Genomic DNA, 17,425 nt, shown 5'->3' with positions numbered 1-17,425 from the left:
GATCCATGAAGACCCGGATAGCAATAGTCACACTGGCCGCCGCGCTGACGGTCGTCGCAAGCTCCGACGTCCTCGCGAGCACCGGTTCACCAGGACCCGTGTCACCGGGTCCCGGCTCGGTGCGAGCACCGAGTGCGACCGACGATCCCGGTGGACCGTCGAAGTACGTGCGACCTGCCTCGCACGTCGAATTGCCCGACAGTTCGAACGTCGTGCTGGTCACTGGAGACCGCGTCCGTCTCGACGTCGACCAGACCGGCGCGCAGAGTGTGGTTGCCGGAGGCAAGGGGGAGAACCTGGTCCACTTCAACTGGTCGGGCGACGAGTATGCCGTCCCCGCGGCGGCCGTGCCGTACCTGGACTCGACCCTCGATCCACGGCTGTTCGATGTGAGCTACCTCGCCCGGGCCGGCCTCGACCAAGCCCACAGCGCCGTTGTTCCGATCAAGATCACCTACACCGGCAGTGGGCAGGCACCGGCACTGCCCGGCGTCCGAACAACCTCTCGGACCGGCGCCACCGCGACGGCGACGGTGGCCGGGTCAGACGCACCGAAGCTAGGGCGGTTACTCGCCGATCAGACCCGTCTCAGCCGGACAGGGAAGTCCACGGTCCCGCCCGGACATCTACAGGGCATTGAGCGGATCGAGCTCGCGCCGGCGGTGTCTGCTCCGGCCCTGCCTGCAGCGCTTCCGTCGGCGTCGGCGCTACAGACGCATCCGCACGCGGCGGGCGTCCGCTACCGCACCGTCACGCTGAACCTGATCGACCTGGACGGCAATCCCGGGACCGCGGCGGGCTGGCTGCAGAACGTCGGCGACGGGAACTCCGGGTTCGCCGCGTTCGGGAACTCGGTCGGCGGCGACTCCGGACCCGTCAGCTTCAGCATCCCGGAAGGCACGTACAGCATCGCGTTCAGCATCTTCACTCCGCACGCCGCCGACGACGCTTACGACACCGCCCTGGTGGTGAAGCCGCAGATCGAGGTCACGTCCGACCAGACCATCACCCTCGACGCGCGCACGGCGGAACCGGTGCGGGTGGTCCTGGACCGCGCGGTCACTCCGGCGTTGCGAATGGATCGCTTGGATCTGAGCCGCGTCAGCGTGACCGGCCCTGGGTTCGGCGGCGCCGACCTGTTCAACCTGACGATGGGGCTGATCACCGAGAGCGCGCCGGACTGGCCGTTCACTAAGCTCCTCGTCACGCCGACCAGCACGCCCGTGACCATGGGGTCGCTCGGCTTCGCCGCGACCACATCCCTGTTGCAGGCGCGGCCGGACAACGAGCCGTCGGCGCAACCCGCCAGCTACTACCTGAACTTTCCGCACACCGGCACCGTGCCTTCCACACTGAACTACCAGGTGCGGACCGCGGACCTGACCACGATCCACCAGCACGTCTACGATCACTTCGGCCAGGCGGCGCCCTGTGAGTACGGCCACTCGTCGCTGTACCCGGCCATCATGATGCCGTGGGGCTCGAGTCTGTCCCCGACTCTGGAGCCGTACGACGAGGTCCGGACCGGCGACTACACGGAGTACCGCTACTCGAGCGATCCCGCCCTGGACCGCTGGCAGTCCGTGTTCAACGACGAGAACGGCTGCATGCGGATCTGGGGCGACCGGCTCGCCATCGCACCCGGACGGCAGGTCGAGGAGAACTGGAGCCGGGCGCCGTACGTGCCTGCGCCGGGAGCCGAACCGGCCCAGATGCAAGGAACGGGATCGGGCCTCCACGACATGGCCACCACGGTGTGCCCGGCCTGTCGGCAGGGTGACATCGCCTTCCTCTTCCTGCAGCCGTTCGGCGACTCGGATCCGGATCACTACGGCGATCCGCAGCGGGCGGCCGGCGCAAGTTTGCGCTTCGTTCGTAACGGCACCACGGCGTTCAGCATCGAGCAGAACCCGACCAACCTGCCATTGCCGATGCTGGCCGGTCCGGCGACCTACGAGCTGGACTGGACCGCGGGTCCCAGGCGGAACCTGGCCGAGCACAGCGAGACGCAGTGGACCTTCCACTCCGCCCGTACGGACATCTCCGAGCTGCCCACGACCGAGACCTGCCCGCCGGACAAGTCGCAGAGTTGCTCGTTCCTGCCCTTGCTCTTCGTCACCTACGACCTGGCGCTGGACATCCACTCCCGGGCGAAGGCCGGCACGCCGTTCAGGATCGCCTTCAAGGTCGGTAGCCAGCAGAACGCACCGGCCCCGAAGGGTGTGACGGCAACGGTCTCGGCATCGTTCGACGACGGGCAGACCTGGGCGCCGGAGCAGCCCGCCACGGTCGGGGCCGACGGGACATTCAGCACCACGATCACCCACCCCGCCCTGGTGAACGGTAAAGGTTCCGTCTCGCTCCGGGTGACCGCGCACGACGCCGCCGGCAACTCGGTGCGGCAGACGAACATCCACGCCTACGAGCTGACCGACTGACCGTTCCGGCCCCGAAGGGAGCGTTCTGATGCCTCGCATCATCCATCTCCGAAACCGCAGGCCACGCCGGCTGGGCCGTGGCATGCTCACCGCAGCCGTCCTCTGCCTGGCGATCGCCGGTGGCGCTGCCACTGCCTCGCCCCAACTCGCCTCCGCTCGTACGGAATCCGCTCAGGCGGGCGCGATCAGACCTGAGCGGGTCTGTTCGACGCCGGCCGCTCATCATGCCGCGTGCCTGGCGATCATCGACCAGGACGCGAACGGGAACGCGCTGACGCCGGCCACGGCCGAAGCGATGGATCTGCATCCGTTCCAGGCGGCCGATCTGCAGTCCGCCTACCGGCTGCCGTCCGCGTTGCTCGGCGGTCGGCAGACCATCGCGATCGTCGACGCCTACGACGACCCGTTCGCCGAGTCCGACCTGGCCGCCTACCGGGCGGCGAACAACCTGCCCCCGTGCGACGCCGCCTCCGCCTGTTTCCGGAAGGTGAACCAGCGGGGAGGGAGCACGCCGCCGGGCGCGAACGTGGGGTGGGCCACCGAGATCTCCCTGGACCTCGACATGGCCTCGGCGGCCTGCCCGAACTGTCGCCTGCTCCTGGTCGAGGCCGACGACAACGACACCTCCAACCTGGGCGAAGCCGTCGACGAGGCGGTGCGGCTCGGGGCGACGATCATCTCGAACAGCTATGGCGCGTCGGAGTACCCGGCAGAGCTGGCCGATGCAGGTAGTCACTACAACCACCCCGGCACGACCATTCTGGCTTCGACCGGCGACTCCGGCTTCGGGGTCGCGGTACCGGCGGCTCTGTCGACCGTTGTCGCCGTCGGCGGCACGACCCTTTACGAGGACTCCAATGCCCGCGGCTGGAGCGAGGTTGCCTGGTTGGGTTCAGGGTCCGGATGTTCGGCGTACGTCGCCAAGCCGTCGTGGCAGAAGGACCGGCTGTGCGGCAAGCGCACGGTGGCCGACGTGGCTGCCGTCGCCGACCCGCACACCCCGGTCGCGGTGTACGACACGTTCGGCTACAACGGCTGGATCTCGCTCGGTGGAACGAGTGCGGCCGCGCCGTTGCTCGCCGGTGTCTATGCGTTGGCCGGAAACGCCGCGGTCGTGAACGCGGGCTCACGTCTCTACGCGCACAGCAGCGCGCTGTACGACGTCACGAGCGGTTCGACCGGCAGTTGTGGCGGCAGCTACCTCTGCACGGCGGTCCGGAAATACGACGGCCCCACCGGTCTTGGCACCCCCAACGGCATCGGCGCCTTCTAGGAGAAGTGATGCAGACCAGCAGAATTACCGCCGCGCTCGCGCTCACCGCGCTGCTCGCCGCCGGCACCGGTACTCCGTCCGCGGACGCACAGCCGGCAGCTAAGACTTGCACCCCGACGTGGAAGCTCGTCGACTCACCTGTAGGCGAGACCGAGTACCTCAACCAACCAGCCGTCTTCTCCCCCACGAAGGCGTTGCTGTCCGGAACGCTGGCGATCGCCAGCGTACCCACCCAGCTGGAATGGAACGGCCAGCGGCTCGATCCGTCGGCTCATCAGGTTCCGTTGAGCCCGCTGTCGCAGGCCTTTGCCGTCAGCGCCGCCTTCACTTCGGCCGACGACGGCTGGAACATCCTCGAGATGGGCGCTGCGCATATGCAGGTGGCCGACCGATGGCACGGCGGCAGGTGGTCGATGCTGCCATTGCCGGTGTCCCCGGACCCGTCGGTGAAGCACCTGCGTCTGTACGGCGCCGCGGCGGTGTCCGCGCGGAACGCATGGGCCGTGGGCGGCTACATCGACAACACCAACGACTTGTGGTCGCTCGGCGCGCTGCTCGAGCACTGGGACGGAACGAGCTGGCAGATCGTCGACAACCCCGCGATGGAACGAGACGGCGCCTACTTGCAGTCGGTCAGGGCACTGTCCGCCTCGAACATCTGGGCGGTCGGCCGGCAGTTCGACAGCGACGGCACGGTGTTGCCGTTCGCCGAACATTTCGACGGCACCCGGTGGCGGGTGATCGATGTGCCGTCCGGCGCGGCGCCGTCCGCCTTCTACGGCATCTCCGGATCCGGTGACGACGTCTGGGCGGTCGGCAGCCAGCAGTTGCCGGGCAGTCCCGGACTGGCCGCCCCGCTGGTTGAGCACTGGGACGGCAACACCTGGACGGTCCAGGATCTGCCCGACGTCGGCAACGCACGGGCCAGCAGCGTCTTCGCCGCGTCGCCGACGGATGTCTGGGTCACCGCGGATTACGGACTGCCTCACCCGCAGAGCGACGGCTTCCTGCATTGGGACGGCAAGTCCTGGACGAAGGTCCCGGTCCCCGGTCCCCAGGGGGTCGGTATCGGCCACGCGTACGACGCGATCGGCGGGAGCGGACCGACGGACGTCTGGGCCACCGGCGTCACTTTCGACCTCGCGTCGTACAGCGCCACCCAAATAGCGCACCTGAGCTGCGGAGGACGGTAATCGTGATCAGCAGAACCATCTCCCGAGCATCCGGCCTGGTCATGCTCACGCTGGCGATCGTGATCGCCGGCGTGGGGTTGGCACGTCTACCTGCTGCCGCGCAGCCGGCTCACGCAGGTCCCGCGATTCATCCGTCGGTCGAGGCCTGTCCACGGGCGACGAAGCCCGGCGTGGCAACCTGCCTCGCGCTGCGGCGTACCGACGTACCGGCGAAGAAGGGCCTGGTGGCCGACGGCCCGGCCGGTTATGGTCCAGAGGCATTGCAAAGCGCCTACTCGCTTCCCAGCCGCGACCAGGGCAGTGGCCAGACGATCGCTGTCGTCGACGCATACGACGACGCCACCGCCGAGGCGGACCTGGCGACGTACCGGTCCCAGTTCGGGTTGCCTGCCTGCACGAGCGCTTCGGGCTGTTTTCGCAAGGTGGATCAGCGTGGAGGCACCGACTATCCGCAGGCTGACACAGGTTGGTCCCAGGAGATCTCGCTCGACCTCGACATGGTCTCCGCGGCTTGTCCTAACTGTTCGATCCTGCTGGTCGAAGCCGACGATCCCGAGCTGGAGAGCCTGGGGCTGGCTGTCGACGAAGCAGTGGCACTGGGTGCGAAGTACGTGTCGAACAGCTATGGCGCACCGGAGGACCCGAGCGAGACCAGCGTCGACCCGCACTTCAATCACCCGGGGGTCGCGGTGACTGCCAGCACCGGGGACTCCGGCTTCGGCACGTCCTACCCGGCGGCATCTCCGTACGTCACCGCGGTCGGCGGCACGTCGCTCGTCGTAGACAGCGGCCCGCGCACCTATCGCGAGACCGCATGGTCCGGTGCCGGCAGCGGATGCTCGATCGTGGAGCCGAAACCGGCCTGGCAGACCGACACCGGTTGTCCTCGCCGTAGCGCCGCCGACGTCTCCGCGGTCGCGGATCCGAACACCGGAGTCGCGGTCTACACGAGCACGCTGGGTGGCTGGACCGTGTTCGGTGGTACGAGCGCATCAGCCCCGCTGATCGCCGCGACGTACGCGCTCGCCGGCCCACCGGTCGCCGGTACGACACCGACGTCGTACCTGTACGAAACGGCCGCGGTGGATCAGACGAGCTTCTACGACGTGACTTCGGGAGCCAACGGAAGCTGCACAGTCGTGTACGAGTGTGTGGCCGGCACAGGCTATGACGGGCCGACCGGGATCGGTACGCCGAGGAGCGAGTACGCGTTCAAGCACCATCCGCACGGCCAGATCACGGGCACCGTCACGGATGCGAGCGGGGTCCCCCTGGCCGGCGCCGACGTGACAGTGGCCGCAGCAGTCGCGCATACCAATGCCGACGGACACTACAGCCTCAACGTTCCGGTGGGCTCGTTCCAGGTCACTGCGACGAAGTACCCGTACCAACCGCTGACCGCGACTGTGGCTGTTCCCGAAGGGACGGTGACCCAGGACTTCAGTCTGACTCTGAGGCCGAAGGCAACGATCAGTGGCGTGGTCAGTGACGGGTCCGGACACGGCTGGCCGCTGTACGCGAAGGTGACCGCGTCGGACGGCACGGTTGCATTCACCGACCCGAGTACTGGTCGCTACCAGATGCTGCTCCCGCAGGAAGGGGACTACACGCTGACGATCGGCGCGGTAAGTGCGGGCTACTCGCTCCGCGAGGAGAAGGTCACACTGGGCAACTCCGACCTGACTCGGGACTCGAGGCTGACGGTGGAAGTCGGTTGTGCCGCGCCCGGCTACCAGGCCAAGTACGCCGGTACGACGCAGGCGTTCTCCGGAAAGGCCGCACCGACCGGCTGGACCGTCACCAACCTGAACCCGGGTCTGCCCGGGTACGCGCACCAGCCAGGGTGGCAGTTCACCAACCCGGGGCAGCGACCGAATCGCACCGGCGGCACCGGCAACTACGCCATCGTCGACTCGGATCGCAGCGGCCCGGCACATGTCCAGGACACCCTGCTCACCGGCCCGACCACCGATCTGACGAGCAGTGCCGCCCCGGCGGTGCAATTCGCCACTGAGCTGGTCCCGGCAGTGAACTCGACCGCCACCGTCGAGCTCAGCACGGATGCGGGCCAGACTTGGACGACCATCTGGCGGCGGGCCGGTATGTCCGCGGCTTCCGGCGTACAGATCGTGCCAGTGCCGCAGGCTGCCCACCAGAAAGCGGTCCGGGTCCGCTTCCACTACCTGGGTAGCTGGTCGCAGTGGTGGGGCGTGGACGACGTTTTCCTCGGCAACCGGATCTGTACTGCTCCCGCCGGCGGACTGCTCGTCGGTCAGGTCACCGGCCCGTCGGGCGGTATCAACGGCGCGACCGTGGGGAGCGTCACCAAGCCGGAGCAGTACACCGCCACGATGTCGACACCCGACGACCCGAACGTCGGTGACGGCTTCTACCAGCTGTTCACTACGGCCACCGGCGCACAAAAGATCGCGGCGACCGCAACAGGCCACCCCGCTGTCACGATGACGACTACCGTCGCGGTGGACCGCACGACGCGACTCGACTTCACCCTGAAGTAGCCCCTCCCAGGACCGGGCGGCGCGCCCTCCCGCGCCGCCCGGTCCCCACTCCCACCAGCCCGCGGCCGCCATCTGATCCGCCCACACACCGGGGGCCCCAGTATCCGATTCGGAATCACCCCCCGACTCCCGCTACACTCTTGCCTCGGCACCCGCCGCCTTAGCTCAGTCGGCAGAGCGTCTCACTCGTAATGAGAAGGTCGTCGGTTCGATTCCGACAGGCGGCTCCACCTGAAGTACGCGCTGACCTGCGCAAACCCGGTTCGACACGGAACCGGGAAGCCAGCCCGGTTGCAGTTCGAGTTGCACTGCAGTCACTCTCGCTGCGTACCGCCCCAGAGAGCACGGCCCAGCCAACGCGTGGGTCTGCCGAAGAGCGGTCCGGCCTCGGATCGGCCAGCTGATGGTTGACACCTCGTCTGCGAGAGACCGAGGGTACGGCGCTCGTCCGCTCATGCCGAGTGTCGATCCGCGACAGCAGCAACTTCATCCGGCGCAGGTGAGGATTCCTTGCGCCAGCTCGTGCTGATGATGGAGGCGACTCTACGTGGGAGGTCCGGATGAGGCTCGAGAACAAGGTCGCTTTGATCACGGGTGGCTACGGCGGCATGGGCAGGGCGTCGGCGCGTCTGTTCGCGCAGGAGGGAGCGACGGTCTTCGTCGCCGGCCGTAACGAGGAACGCGGCTCTGCGTTTGTCGAGGAGCTCAACGGCGCTGGAGGAACGGCGCACTTCGTGGAACTCGACGTGGTCAACCAAGACCAGTGGGACGCCGCGGTCACTCAGGTCATGGAGCAGGCCGGATCCCTGCACGTGCTCATGAACATCGTGGGTTCGAACGCGCTGGTCAGGTTCCCCGAGGTCGACATCGACGAGTTCAACAAGATCTTCGAGATCAACGTCACCGGCACGCTGCGCGGCATCCAGACTTGCGCTCCGCTGATGAAGGACTCCGGCGGTGGCTCAATCGTGAACATCGGCTCGGTGGCCGGCATAACCGGCAACTTCGGTACCGGCTACTCCTCCTCGAAGTGGGCCCTTGAGGGGCTGTCCCGGTCCGCCGCGTACGTCTACGCCGACTGGGGCATCCGGTGCAACGTCATCCAGCCCGGCTGGATCGAGACCGATCTGACGGCGTCGATGAACTCGAATCCGCTGATGAAGAAGATGCAGAAAAGCGCGATGAACAATACTGTCCTGCTGCGTCGCGGAGGCAAGGCCGAGGAGATCGGGTACACCGCGCTGTTCCTTGCCAGCGACGAGTCCTCCTACATCACCGGGACCGACATCGTGGTCGATGGCGGCTGGTTCTCCTCGGCTCCCTATCTCGCCAACGAGCGGTCCCACCACATGCTGAGCATCCTGGACAAAAAGGAGCGCGTCGAGGAGATGATCCACCGCTTCCACTGACGCCTCGTGCTGATGATGAACGCACTCGTACGCCGCGTTCCGCGCGGTCATGCCGATGACAACCATCAACTGGCACACGACCTGCGGCCGACGCCCTCCAGCGCGCGCACCATCTACGGACGACGGATCCCTCAACCGTTCACTCCGCCAAATAGGGCACCGGTAGCGGCGTCAGCGAAGTCCTGCGGTTTGGCCTCGTCCCTCTAGCCGCTCGATGCTTCGGTGTGGCCGCACGAGGCTCCAGCGCAGACGAAGATGATGCACTTCGAGATTCGGGTGAACGACGTCCAAGCCGCGGTTGCCCGGGCAGCGTCATTCGGTGCTCGTGAGGCTGTCAGCAGCCAGCGGACCGCGACCCGCGCACATTGCGGATGCTGCATGGTTGCCCGCAGCAACGGAACCGCGGTCAGAGAAGGTGTCGGTTCCACCCGAAGCCCCAGGTCAGAGGTCAGTCTCAGACGCCCGCGGCGCTGTGATTTGCTCGGTCAGTTTGTGGGCAGCGTGCCAGAGGTTTGGATGGCGTTCAGGATGGTTGCGAGGCTGGTCGAGTGGGCCAGCTTCAGGTCTGCGAGTTCGGTGGGGCGGAACCAGCGGAGATCGTCGTGCTCGTCGGGTTCGGCGTTCACGGGTTCTCCTTCCCAGCGGGTGACGAGGAAGGCGTGCATCTTGAGGGTCGGGTCGCTGATCGTCATCGGGATCGGCCGGGGGTCGTGGACGTGGACACCGAGTTCTTCGAGGCATTCCCGGCGGATGGCTTGCTGAGGTAGCTCGCCCGCTTCGACATGACCGCCGACGAGGTCCCAGCAGTCGGGGTACCACCGACGCGACGGATGGCGATGCACCAGGAGCACAAGACCATCGCGCACGAGTGCAGCGACTGCGATCGGAATCGGGGCGACCATGCCGACACCCTAGGTGTGAACGCCCGCTGCATGCCGCGTACTCCGTTTCTGGCGCGTGGCCACATTAGGCGGCTGCGCTCGTGGACGGCGGGGAGGGTCTCGTGCCAGCTCACGCCCTCGGGCAGCCTCACGATCCTTCATGGTGTACTCCGAGCTCAGCGCCTGGCGGCGCGGGCGGCTTCGATGTCGGGGACGTGTTCTTCGGCCCAGCGGCGTACGGCGCGGAGGGGGACGAGGAGGGATTGGCCCAGCGGTGTGAGGGTGTACTCGACGCGCGGCGGGTTCTCGTCGTATTCGTGCCGGCTGATCAGGCCGTCCAGCTCGAGTGAACGCAGCGTCTCGGTCAGCACCTTGGGGGTGATGCCCTGGATGTGCGCCTTCAGTTCGGTGAACCGGCGCGGGCCGTCGGCGAGCGCGTTGACCACGAAGACGGTCCATCGCGCGCCGATCCGGTGCAGCACGGTGCGACTGGGGCAGGTCGCCGCCATCACGTTGTACGCCTTGCCCATAGGTGCTCCCAGTTCCGTTGAAGATACCGGTATCAAAACCATACCGTCGTACCTGTTGAATCCTACCGAAGGGACGGACATGGAGCGGATCCTGGTCATCGGCGGCGCGCGGGCACTCGGGGCGGCGGTTGCGCGGCGGGCGGTGCAGGAGGGGTACGACGTGACGATCGGCGCGCGTGACCTGGTCGCGGCGCGGGTACTCGCGGACGAGCTCGGAGCGGATGCGATGCGCATCGATCTGCAGGACGAAACGACGATCGCGGCCGCCGCCGAGAAGCTGTCGGACGGCATCGATCACATCGTCACGACGGGCTCGGCGCCGCACGACGTACGTGCCGCCGAGCTGGACCGGGACAAGCTGGTTGCGGCGTTCACGGCGAAGGTGATCGGGCCGATGCTGATCGCCAAGCACCTTGGGCCGCGGCTGCGACCGACGGGGTCGATCGTGCTGTTCTCGGGTGTCGTCGGCTGGCGCCCGGGTCCGGGATCGCTGGTCAAAGGGGTCACCAACGGCGCGGTCGAGTACGCCGCTCGCCACCTCGCGGCGGAGCTCGCACCGGTCCGGGTCAACGCGATCTCGCCCGGCATCGTCGACTCCGGCGCATGGGACCGGCTCGGTGACGCCAAGGCAAGTCTGCTGACGAAGAGCGCCGCGAACACGTTGGTCGGACGCCACGGCCAGAGCGACGACGTCGTGGACACGGTGATGTGGCTGCTCCGCGCAGGCTTCATCACGGGCGAGACGATCCACCTCGAAGGCGGCGCCCGCCACAAGTCAGCCTGAGGGGCGGGCCTGCTTCAGGTTCGACTGGTGCGGGCCGGCGAGCCAGTCTTGCTCCAGGCGTACGTCGGCCGGGTCCTCGCCTCGGCGCAGCGCGTCGACGTACGCACGATCGGCGGCAAGCCGGGCCGCCAGTTCGGGGCCCTCGGCAACGGCACCGTGGCCGGGGACGAGGACATTGGCGTGCTGGGCCGCCTCGGTGAGTCGGTCGAGCGCCGTCTCGTAGGCGTCCAGCTGATCGGTACGGCGAGGGTCGAAAAGCGGGATCAGTACGTCGGAGAGCATGTCGCCGGCGAGCAGCACGCCGCGGTCCGCGAGGAGGATCGCGGCGTGGCCGACGGCGTGCGCCTCGTGCTCGACGATCTGGCCCGGCACGGGTACTCCGTCCGCCGGCAATGGGGTGAGGAGCCCGATCAGCTCGAGCGGGATGCCCGACGCGCTCTCCGCCGCCATCGCCTGCGCCCGCTCCCGGGCTGCAGTAGCAGTCTGCACACAGCCCGGCGTGGCGTACCGCGGTACGTCGCCGAACCGGGAATGCCAGAGCAGATGGTCCCAATGCGGATGCGTGCAGAACCCGGCCACCACCGGAACACCGAGCTGCTCCACGTCATCAGCAAGCTGGCCCAGATCGGACCCGTCGATCCCTGGATCGACTAGGATCAACCCGTCCTCGCCGAGCACCACGGTCGCGTTGCTCCAGACCCATTCGCTCTGCCGCACCCAAACGCCATCAGCCACCTGCTTCAGCATCTGCTCACCTTGTCAGGTGCCTCCGTCCGAGGCGAGGGCTTGCAGGTGCTGGGTCTCGTTCAGACAGACGACTTGATGGCTGAAGTGGCTGTCGTTGCGGCGGAGGGTGGTGATGCTCCCCGAAGTCAGCGGGAAGAAGACCCGGTCCGTCGATGTCATCGGCATGCCGATCCAGGCGGCAATCAGATAGCTCGAGGCGGACCCGTGGGACACCACGATCTGGTTCTCGACCGGTTGACGGACGATCTCGTCGAGTGCGGGGTACAGGCGTTCGACCAGGGCCATCCATGTCTCCGCGCCGGCCGGTCCGTCGTGGTGACCGAGCCGGTCGCCGTACTCCGGCAAGGGGATGCGCCGCTCGGCGAGCCACGCCTGGGGACGCCCGTCGGCCTCACCGTTGGAGCGCTCGCGAAGGCGCGCATCCGTCTGAACGCCGACGGAGAACCGCCGGGCAATTCGCTCCGCCGCCTGGCTGGCCCGACGCAGATCGGACGAGTAGACCTCGACCGGCTCGAGCCCGATTCGGCCGGCTAGAACGTCGGCGATCTGTTCTGCCTGCAGGTGCCCGCGGGCTGTCAGCTCGGAGTCGTACCAGCCTCCGACGAGGCCGTCGACATGATGCTGCGCCTCGGGGTGCGTGACCAAGTAGATGTGTCTCATCAGCGGCAGAGGTCCAGGTAGAAGAGCATGGAGTAGCTGGCTCGGGGGTCTTCGACGTGTGAGCCCGCGCGGAGCATGTTGGTGAGCACGTCGACTCCAGTTGCTGCTGCGTAGGTGGCGATCAGGTCGAGGGCGAGTTCGGCTTCGCGGTCGGTCAGGGGGCGGGTTGCGTTGTAGGCCTCGATCAGTTCGTTGATGCGGCTGAGGTCGGCGTGACGGTCGGCGGTGCGGCCCCAGGTTTCTGCGATGCGGCCGAGGTCGTAGAGCTGGAACGAAGTCATGCAGTCGTCGAAATCGATCAAGGCAGTGATGTCGCCGGCCTGGTCGAGCAGAAGGTTCACGGCGCTGATGTCGTTGTGGAGCAGGCCCTGGCGGAGGCCTGCCGGGTCGGCGTACACGGCCGCCATCTTCTCCTGCAGGGCGATCAAGCGGTGCGACGTCTCGCGGAGTACAGGGAGATCGGCGTACGGCGACCGCAGGAAGGTCTGGATGCGACGGAGCGGATCAAGCCGCGCTGTCCGTCCGCCGGGGAAGCTTCGATCTGCACAAAGCTCATGGAGCTGGGCGGCCAGCCCTGCAGCGCGCCGGCCGAGCTGACGGTCGGCCGAGAAGTAGTCGTCGGTCAGATCAGTCGGGTGCTCTCCGGCCGCGTACGTGAAGAGTGCCGCCGGGCGATCGTCGATCAAGCCCCGGAGCGATCCGTCCTCAGCCGCGATCGGAGCAGGCGTCGGGAAGCCGCGATCGGCGACGAACTTGGCCGCGTGGAGCTCGTACTCCACCTCGGCACGCGTGCTGGTGCTGTAGCTCTTGGCAACAAACCTCGAACCCCCCGCGCCGTCGACCAGCCAGCTGCGGTTCTTCTCACCGCCGAGCAGCGGTACGACGTTGACGGGTTCAACGCCGCGCTCCCGAAGAAAGCTGGTCAGGTCGCTCATGGCCCCCGACGATTCCATGGACGCGCGCCCGAGTGCGAACCAATTCCGCCGATGGTTGAATGCGCGAATGGAGGTTCACCCGGTCGACCACGCGCGGTGGGACGACCTGGTCGACTCTTCGGTCCCAACGGCGGGACGCGCGGGTGCTGGTGCATGGCCCGGCGGCTGCCGAGCGCCCAGGTCGCGCACAACGGCAGCGAGGAGAACCGAGCAGCACTCGAGGGGTTCGTCCAGGCAAGCATGCCAGTTGGCCTCATCGGGTACGTCGACGCGCGGCCGGCTGCCTGGTGTGCGGTGGCGCAGCGGCCGGAGTACTACGCGATCGTCCACTCGCGGACGCTGCCGATCGACCACCCGGACGACGAGTCCGTCTGGGCGATCAACTGCCTGTTCGTGAAGAGCGGCTACCGCGGCCGGGGGCTGACGCTGCCGATGGTCGAGGCGGCGGTCGAGTACGCGCGTACGTCGGGGGCACGCCTCGTCGAGGCCTACCCGGTGAAGGCGATGCCGGGCGACCCGGGTCGCGGCGTACTGGGCACGTTCCTCGACGCCGGCTTCACGCCGTACGAAGAGGACCGCACTCGCGCCAAGCGCAACGTCGTCGTCCGCCGCAGCCTGTGAGTCAGACCGCCTCTGACCTGGGGGTCTCGCCGTCCTGCCCCCTAGCCGCCCGGAAGGCGTGCCAGGCCGTCTCCGGCAGCTTCGGCGGCCCCGGGAGGAGCTGACGGACGATGGTGGCGTCGGGGGCCCAGGCGGCGTCGGGCAGCTGCCCCATGACCTCGGCGTACACCGAGCGGATGACCTCGGCCTGCGCGGACCAGGCGAACCGGTGCCGCAGCTCGGAGTCACCGGTGATCCGCTTCGCGATGCGGTCGCGGTCGGCGAGCACCGTGCAGACCGCGCGGACGAGTCCGTCCACGTCGCCCGCGGGGTAGACCGCGCCAAGGTCGAGCTCGTTCACCAGGTCGGCCTGCGCCGGAGTGTCGCTGGTGATGATGGGCAGCCCCGCAGCGATGTACTCGCAGAACTTGTTCGTGACCGCGATGTCGTGGTTGGGCGCGTGCAGCAGCGGGCTGAGACCGATGCTGGCCGAGCGCAGGTAGAGCGGCACGACCTCGGCATCGACGAACGGCGCGAGGTGCACGCGATCTGCTACGCCCAGCTCGACGGCCCTGGCCAGCAGCTCCGCGGTGACGGAGTTGGCGCGCGCGACGATCGCGAGATGAACCTCGGGCAGTTGCGGCAGTGCCTCGACGACCGTCCCGACACCGCGGGCGCGGTTGACGCCGCCGCCGTACACCAGCAACGGCACCTGCTCCGACAGCCGCAGCAGCTCGCGCAGACCCTTGACCTCCGCGCCCGCGGGCGGCTCGACCGGCGCGTTGAGGACGACGTCGGGCAGGGCGGCCAGCTTGTGGTCACGCCGCAGCCACTGGGCCAGCGGCTCGGAGACCGTGATGACGCGGTCGGTGTCGGGGATGAACTCGCGCTCGAGATCGCAGTACGCCGCAACCCGGCGCGGAGCCACCACCGGTATGCCGGGGATGTACTCGTGGGCGTCGTAGATGATCTTGATCGTCCGCCCGTCCAGCGCCGCCCGGTGCGCGGCGCGCGCCGCGATGCCGAGCATGAAGACGTCGTGCACGTGGATGACCTCGATCAGCAGGCGATCGAGCAGCGGACCCAGCGTCAGCTCCTGGTCGACCAGCTCCGGCATCACCCGCCGCCAACGGCCCGACGGCAGGTGGCGGTAGAGGGCGAGCAGCCGCTCGCGGCGCTTGCCGATGCCGAGGTCGCTAAGGTCGGCCGTCCGCTTGGCTCGCCGGGCGAAGTACGCGCGGACGTTGAGGATCGCGCGGTGCAGCCGCAGCGACCGCCAACGCGCCGCCCGCCGCAGCCGGTCGCGGACCGACCGCCGGGCCGAGCCGGACTCGGCGCCGGTGCGCTCGCGGTCGCGCTCATCCCGGCCACGGTCGCCGCGCAGCTCGCGGCTCGCGTACTGCCAGCGACCGTAGGCGAGCATGTACTCCGCCTCGGTGCGGAACCACGGAGTGAGGTTGGCCTTGACGTTGGCCAGCCGCCTGCGCCACCCCGTCACCAGCACCTTCGACGGGATGATCGGGCACAACACCTGTACCTTGCCGAACTGGCGGACGCCTCTGAGCCTGCGTCCGGGGATGCCGATACAGGTGACGTCGAGGTCCCAGTTCGCCACGGTCTGGGCGTACTTCAGTACGCGGGCGTCGCTGACGATGTCGTTGCCGGCCATCATCACGACCTTGGGCCGGATCCAGGACGGCTTCCAATCGGCCCGCACCGGGCTCGGGTGCTCGACGAACGCGGCCAGCGCCTCGGCCGACGAGTGACCGTCGTGCACCTGCTCGACGTACGCCGGCCCGCGCGCGGCGACCTCGCGGCCCCGCTGCGGGTTCGCGATGAGGTCGAGCACGACCTGCTCGACGGTGTCGGGCGTCGCGTCGACGATCGGCAGGTCGAGGCCGGTGACAGCGGCCACGCGATCGCGGACGTGCTGCGCGATATGGCCCACCACGATCCGGCCTGCCGCCATGGCCTCGCACGCGGCGACGCCGTAGCTGCCGATGCGGAACTGGTCGAGGACGATGTCGGCGTCGCGGTAGACGGCCGGCATGTCCGCCGGGTCGACGCCCTCGACCCGGCGATAGGTGATGAGGCCACGCTTGGCGAGCCTCTTCATGATCGGGTCGATGAGCTCGGAGCCCTTCATCGCCGACTTGCTGGGCGCGTGGGCCACCACCGGCAGCTTGTGCTGGAGCACCGGGGCGTTGCTGCGCCACGCGCCGACGTCGACGACCACCGGACACCAGGTCGCGTTGGGGACGTAGTCGAGGAGGTCGGGGGTCGATACGTAGACAGAGCCCGGGTACGACGTGAACAGGTCGACGGCGCGGGTGGCGTTGCGTTCCAGCAGCTCGACGGTCTCGTCGTCGATGTCGGGGAACGGTGACCAGGGCTCGGTCTCGGCGTGCCGGCTGGGGATGCGTACGTCGGAGCCGTGGGCAATGAGTCCCACCTGCAAGCCCTTGGAGAGCAGGTGCGGGATCTCGTACGATCCGTCGGGCCCGTGCAAGGGACCGAAGATCGGCCGGGCCGCCTCGAGCAGCACATGTGTGTAGTTGCCTACGACATGGTTGTAGAAGTTCAGACGCCATCGGTGGTTGCGCCGGTACGTACGCGCCGGGACGCCGTAGTCGACCGGGTAGTCGAGGACCCCTTTGAAGAAGGCGAACGAGGTCGCCTTCGTGCTCGGCACCCGCTCCTCGAGCGCCCGTGCCCAGCGGGTGCCCTGCCCCGCGAAGTTGGCCGGGCCAACAAGTAGCCGGACCGGCGCGTCGAGGCGCGCCGGCATTCCGCTCTGGACGTCTGTGTGCTGATCCACAGTGTCGCTTCCCCCCAGAAGATCGCTTCGCCATGGTCTTGACAATTAAGGTCTAGACCGGTAATAGGACAGACCTACCCCCAGGACTGTTCTCTCTTATAGACGCGGCGAGACTCTCAGTTTGTTGCCAGGAAAGCGAAAACTTTTACCAGGACCAGTCCTCGCCGGCGCGCGTGAAGGTCCACTCCTGGCGTCGAGCGCCGTACGTCAGGTGGTCGACAGCAGGCGCCGAGAGCGGCGGGTAGGGCAGCTTGCTGAGCTGCCGTACGGCGTCCTCGACCGAGAACCACCGCGCGTCCGTCACAGTCCCGTCCGGATCGTCGATCGCGAACGTCGGATCCTGCACCTCCACGACGAAGTTCCACGACCGCGAGGTAACCCGACCATCCACCAGAACCGCCGTCGTCCACACGAGCGCAAGGTCTTCCTCGGCGGCGCGCAACCCCGACTCCTCCCGAAGCTCCCGAACCGCCCCGGCCCCCGGCGTCTCACCCTCCTCGACGGCACCGCTCGGAAGATTCCAGTACGGCGCGTCCCATGCCTCGTACTGATCCCGCACAAGCGCCACCAGCCCGCCGTACCGCGCGATCACACCCGCATACCGTGCCATCCGCCGAACCCTAGTCAGGAGAAGGTTC

General features: G+C 68.0%; 14 protein-coding genes and 1 tRNA gene. 8 read left to right on the top strand and 7 right to left on the bottom strand.

Annotation, left to right across the window (positions count from 1 at the left end):
• Window positions 1–5 precede the first annotated feature (5 nt).
• The 6 genes from ACIA58_RS03865 to ACIA58_RS03840 all read left to right on the top strand — a co-directional run bounded on the left by ACIA58_RS03865 (window position 6) and on the right by ACIA58_RS03840 (window position 8,832).
• Complete coding sequence (locus tag ACIA58_RS03865; RefSeq protein WP_396402069.1) at window positions 6–2,438, top strand: hypothetical protein; 2,433 nt, start codon at window positions 6–8, stop codon at window positions 2,436–2,438.
• Window positions 2,439–2,466: 28 nt separating this feature from the next.
• Entirely contained in the window at window positions 2,467–3,711 is a 1,245-nt protein-coding gene (locus ACIA58_RS03860) for a S8 family serine peptidase (protein WP_396402068.1), read from the top strand.
• An 8-nt stretch (window positions 3,712–3,719) separates the two neighbouring features.
• The gene (locus ACIA58_RS03855) at window positions 3,720–4,904 is read left to right on the top strand and encodes a hypothetical protein (RefSeq protein WP_396402067.1); all 1,185 of its coding nucleotides are present in this window, start codon (window positions 3,720–3,722) and stop codon (window positions 4,902–4,904) included.
• A gap of 2 nt (window positions 4,905–4,906) precedes the next feature.
• Entirely contained in the window at window positions 4,907–7,423 is a 2,517-nt protein-coding gene (locus ACIA58_RS03850) for a carboxypeptidase regulatory-like domain-containing protein (RefSeq protein WP_396402066.1), read from the top strand.
• Window positions 7,424–7,577: 154 nt separating this feature from the next.
• A tRNA-Thr gene (locus tag ACIA58_RS03845) sits at window positions 7,578–7,653 on the top strand.
• 330 nt (window positions 7,654–7,983) lie between these two features.
• Complete coding sequence (locus ACIA58_RS03840; protein WP_396402065.1) at window positions 7,984–8,832, top strand: SDR family NAD(P)-dependent oxidoreductase; 849 nt, start codon at window positions 7,984–7,986, stop codon at window positions 8,830–8,832.
• A 485-nt stretch (window positions 8,833–9,317) separates the two neighbouring features.
• On the opposite strand, the gene ACIA58_RS03835 is transcribed toward ACIA58_RS03840, so the two are convergent.
• Both ACIA58_RS03835 and ACIA58_RS03830 read right to left on the bottom strand, forming a co-directional pair.
• A complete protein-coding gene (locus ACIA58_RS03835; RefSeq protein ID WP_396402064.1) occupies window positions 9,318–9,734 on the bottom strand; it encodes an NUDIX domain-containing protein in 417 nt (138 codons plus the stop codon).
• Between the two features lie 155 nt (window positions 9,735–9,889).
• Window positions 9,890–10,243 (bottom strand): winged helix-turn-helix transcriptional regulator, encoded by a 354-nt coding sequence (locus ACIA58_RS03830; RefSeq protein ID WP_396402063.1) that lies wholly within the window; start codon window positions 10,241–10,243, stop codon window positions 9,890–9,892.
• Between the two features lie 55 nt (window positions 10,244–10,298).
• Between ACIA58_RS03830 and ACIA58_RS03825 the strand changes: the two genes are divergently transcribed.
• Window positions 10,299–11,027, top strand: a complete 729-nt coding sequence (locus ACIA58_RS03825; RefSeq protein ID WP_396402062.1) for an SDR family oxidoreductase — start codon at window positions 10,299–10,301, stop codon at window positions 11,025–11,027.
• Here ACIA58_RS03825 and ACIA58_RS03820 read toward each other — a convergent pair.
• The 3 genes from ACIA58_RS03820 to ACIA58_RS03810 are packed head-to-tail and all read right to left on the bottom strand — an operon-like array spanning window position 11,019 to window position 13,369.
• Complete coding sequence (locus ACIA58_RS03820) at window positions 11,019–11,774, bottom strand: MBL fold metallo-hydrolase (protein WP_396402061.1); 756 nt, start codon at window positions 11,772–11,774, stop codon at window positions 11,019–11,021. The genes ACIA58_RS03825 and ACIA58_RS03820 overlap by 9 nt on opposite strands.
• A 12-nt stretch (window positions 11,775–11,786) precedes the next feature.
• On the bottom strand, window positions 11,787–12,434 hold the full coding sequence (locus ACIA58_RS03815; protein WP_396402060.1) for a histidine phosphatase family protein: 648 nt from the start codon (window positions 12,432–12,434) through the stop codon (window positions 11,787–11,789).
• Window positions 12,434–13,369 (bottom strand): phosphotransferase enzyme family protein, encoded by a 936-nt coding sequence (locus ACIA58_RS03810; RefSeq protein WP_396402059.1) that lies wholly within the window; start codon window positions 13,367–13,369, stop codon window positions 12,434–12,436. Before ACIA58_RS03810 ends, ACIA58_RS03815 begins: the two co-directional genes overlap by 1 nt.
• Before the next feature lie 153 nt (window positions 13,370–13,522).
• Here ACIA58_RS03810 and ACIA58_RS03805 point away from each other — a divergent pair, with 153 nt between their 5' ends.
• Window positions 13,523–13,990, top strand: coding sequence for a GNAT family N-acetyltransferase (locus ACIA58_RS03805; RefSeq protein ID WP_396402058.1), 468 nt, complete (start codon window positions 13,523–13,525; stop codon window positions 13,988–13,990).
• A gap of 1 nt (window position 13,991) precedes the next feature.
• Here ACIA58_RS03805 and ACIA58_RS03800 read toward each other — a convergent pair whose 3' ends face one another.
• Together ACIA58_RS03800 and ACIA58_RS03795 are read right to left on the bottom strand one after the other, a co-directional pair.
• On the bottom strand, window positions 13,992–16,787 hold the full coding sequence (locus tag ACIA58_RS03800; protein WP_396402057.1) for a glycosyltransferase: 2,796 nt from the start codon (window positions 16,785–16,787) through the stop codon (window positions 13,992–13,994).
• 145 nt (window positions 16,788–16,932) lie between these two features.
• Window positions 16,933–17,397, bottom strand: a complete 465-nt coding sequence (locus tag ACIA58_RS03795; RefSeq protein WP_396402056.1) for an NUDIX hydrolase — start codon at window positions 17,395–17,397, stop codon at window positions 16,933–16,935.
• Window positions 17,398–17,425: the final 28 nt, after the last annotated feature.

This window comes from Kribbella sp. NPDC051586 (genome assembly GCF_044453965.1).
Lineage (GTDB): Bacteria > Actinomycetota > Actinomycetes > Propionibacteriales > Kribbellaceae > Kribbella.
Note: the sequence above shows the minus strand (reverse complement) of the source record. Positions and strands in the feature narration are given on the sequence as shown.